At 68.3% G+C, this 2,810-nt stretch carries 2 protein-coding genes and 1 pseudogene; 2 read left to right on the top strand and 1 reads right to left on the bottom strand.

Annotated elements, in window-relative coordinates; translation table 11 throughout:
• Nucleotides 1-61: 61 nt before the first annotated feature.
• Both tpg and IE109_RS32710 read left to right on the top strand, forming a co-directional pair.
• Nucleotides 62-355: pseudogene (gene tpg, locus IE109_RS32715) on the top strand (telomere-protecting terminal protein Tpg); the annotation flags it as partial.
• A 792-nt stretch (nt 356-1,147) separates the two neighbouring features.
• The gene (locus IE109_RS32710) at nt 1,148-1,612 is read left to right on the top strand and encodes a hypothetical protein (RefSeq protein WP_189554991.1); all 465 of its coding nucleotides are present in this window, start codon (nt 1,148-1,150) and stop codon (nt 1,610-1,612) included.
• Nucleotides 1,613-2,017: 405 nt separating this feature from the next.
• On the opposite strand, the gene IE109_RS32705 is transcribed toward IE109_RS32710, so the two are convergent.
• On the bottom strand, nt 2,018-2,617 hold the full coding sequence (locus IE109_RS32705; RefSeq protein WP_229891879.1) for a hypothetical protein: 600 nt from the start codon (nt 2,615-2,617) through the stop codon (nt 2,018-2,020).
• Between the last annotated feature and the right edge of the window lie 193 nt (nt 2,618-2,810).

The raw sequence follows: 2,810 nt of genomic DNA, 5'->3' as shown, positions 1-2,810 counted from the left end.
CCAGCCGCTCAACGATCGAAACCACGACCGACAGGCTACCGGCCCAAATGAGATGACTTCTAAGAAGCCGCGGACTGATCTCGCGGACCTGATGGCCGCCGAGGTCCGCCGCCGCTGGCAGCCGCAGATCCGGGCCAGGGCCCGCAAGGCGGCGGCCACCACCGAGGGCCTCATGATCGACGTCCGCGCCCGGTTCGGCTTCACCGCCGCCCCCGGCACGACCGACGACGCCCGCATGCGCCACCTCACCCTCGCCCTCCCGCCCCACCACGCCGCCCGCCTCCTCGACGCGGCGGAGCAGGGGGCCACCGACCGCCCGCTGCAACAGGCAACGGCCGACGCGCTGGGTGAGGTCAAGCTGGAGAAGTGGGAGGCCGCCGAGAAGACGAACTGGGGAGTCCCCGTCGACACCCACCCGCAGCTGTGCGACGGCTGCAAGCATCAGGCTGTCGCCGCCACCCAGGAGACCAACGGCCAGGAGCCGCTCCCCGACTGGGCGAAGGAGTACCGCGACTTCCTGCGCTACCCCCGTCGTCCACGCTGCACCGAGTGCAAAGCGGCGTTCACCGACGAGCGGTGGCAGGCGGTGGAGCGCACCGGCTGGGGCACCGTTTCTCCGGAGGCCCGTCCGACGCTGTGCGGGGCCTGCGTCCAGCAGGAGAGGGAAGGAATCGAGCGGTCCTTCGACGAGCAGGACTGGACGGTCAGGTCCCAGCGCCTGGAACCGGAGCAGGCTCTGCCCGAGCAGAAGGCCGGCGGAACCTGGCTCTCCCGCTTCCGCAGGTAACTCCTGGGCGAGCCTCCCGTTGGCGCAGTGGGCAAGCCGCCGGGACGGGAGGCTCACCCGGAGCGGTGGCAAACAGGAGTGGCAACGGAGGTTGCCCTACAAGTTGCCTTTCAAGTTGCCCCCAGGATTCCCAGACACGTGAGAACCCGCACGTCAGGGCGCTAGTCAAGGGGTGGCAATCGCACTGACTACTTCTCTCAGACACCCCTGGATACCCGGATATCCACAGAAGCACGATCTGAAAAGGGCCCATCGACCCGGTCCGGTGGGCGGAACAGGCACCGAAGACCTCGTGTTACCGCGTGGGACGGACGGGCCTATCCGACGGCAGCAGCCCACCGCAGGCCCTACACAGGCCGTATGAGACGCAGCCGAGAAGAGACCGCACCCCAGGATCTGGCGGGCGACCTGTGGCACGCCCTGTCCCAGCTTCAGCACACCCACCCCGCCGCCGTTGGCCGCGTCGGGCCGCTCGCCCGCCCGGTCGGACTGCTGTCCTTCGCCGCAGCCGCTGACACCGTCCTCGCGGCCCGCGTGCAGTTGTCCGGCGCGGAGACGATGCACGAACTGAACGAGACGCTCCGTGCGATCACCGGGGGCATGCACGCCCACTTCACCGGCCCCGGCGTCGCGCTGGAGGTCACGCTCGGCAGACGGCAGGAGCTCCCGCTCCACGAGGCGCACACTGCGGGCCTCGCCCGGCTCTTCCGCCACGCCGCCGGCACCGTTGGTGCCCGCAGCACGCCGGGGGGCGGCCGGTGCTTCCACTGCGACGGGACCGGGCTCGCCCGACCCCTGTGGGAGCCGGCTGCCGGGCCCGCGTGAGCGGCACGTAAGAAGAACGCCCGGCCCCCCGGCCGCCCTTCTGGACGACGTGGGACGCGGGCGGGCGCAGGGCCTCGGAGGCTTACGCCGGTACGGGTGCCGGCTCCGGGCGCAGCGCCGCAAGCGGAGAGTGTCGACCCTTCTCCATCGCATCGCAGATCGGAACGAGACCGGGCAGGCGTCAGCTCTGGGCATCATCCCCAGGCGCGGAATCGCCAGATCACCTCGGCAGGAGGGGCACTCAAGTCCACGTACCTCGAGAACACCGGATATTGCCCGGGCTCATCGAAGAAGTCGGCGAACGGAACGAGTACCTTTTCCTCTGCGTTGTTGCCGGGGCCTTAGGACATCCAGTTCGAGCTGTAGAGGATCGGCACGTCGCCGGGGAGGCGTCAGCCCTGAGCGTCATCCCCAGGCACGGAATCGCCAGATCGTCTCCGCGGGAGGGGCGCTCAAGTCCACCCATTGCGACAGCACGACTGGTCGTCCGTCCGCATTCTTGTCCCAGAACTCGGTGAACGGAACGAGCACCTTGCCGCCCGGGTGTTCGACGCCGATAAGCGAGATCGGGAGATACGAATCCGGCGCCCCCGTCGGGCGCAGGTACCACTCCGTGCAGTGCGTCAAGTGGAGACGTGCTGTCTTCGCGTCGCACGGGTCGACCACCCTCATGTACCTGAAGGGAAGCTCCCCTCCCATCGTGGGCAAGTTGGGATCCATCGCCGCCAGGAACTTGCCCGGCGTCCCCGCGCTCTCGATACTCACGACGTCGACAGTGACCTCCTTTCCTGCCTCCATCACCTCTCTCTGTCCCGTCACCGCCACACGCCACAGCTGGTTATCGGAGTCACCGGGAGTCGACATGCGAATCGTCCCGTTTCTGAAATCGGGCTCCATGCGCCTCCCGTCCTCCGCCCGGGTCAGGGAGTACTTGGCATTCTTGTCGAGCTGGGCCACTGCGGTCTCCTCTAGATCGTGCATGTACGGCCACGCGTAGCTGCCCACCGCACCGACCATCCACACACAAGAGCAACAGCACGCCGCCCGTGAGGACGAGCGCGCGCGCTCCATACCGGCACATGCTGGCACGGAGCCCAGCCCGCGTGCGGCGAGGTCGGTGCGGGGACGTTCGCTCTAAGAAGTCATCTCATTTGGGCCGGTAGCCTGTCGGTCGTGGTTTCGATCGTTGAGCGGCTGG

Source organism: Streptomyces lavendofoliae, assembly GCF_014649735.1.
Taxonomy (GTDB): Bacteria; Actinomycetota; Actinomycetes; order Streptomycetales; family Streptomycetaceae; genus Streptomyces; species Streptomyces lavendofoliae.
The sequence above is the reverse complement of the archived record's forward strand: the minus strand, read 5'-3'. Positions and strand labels throughout refer to the sequence as shown.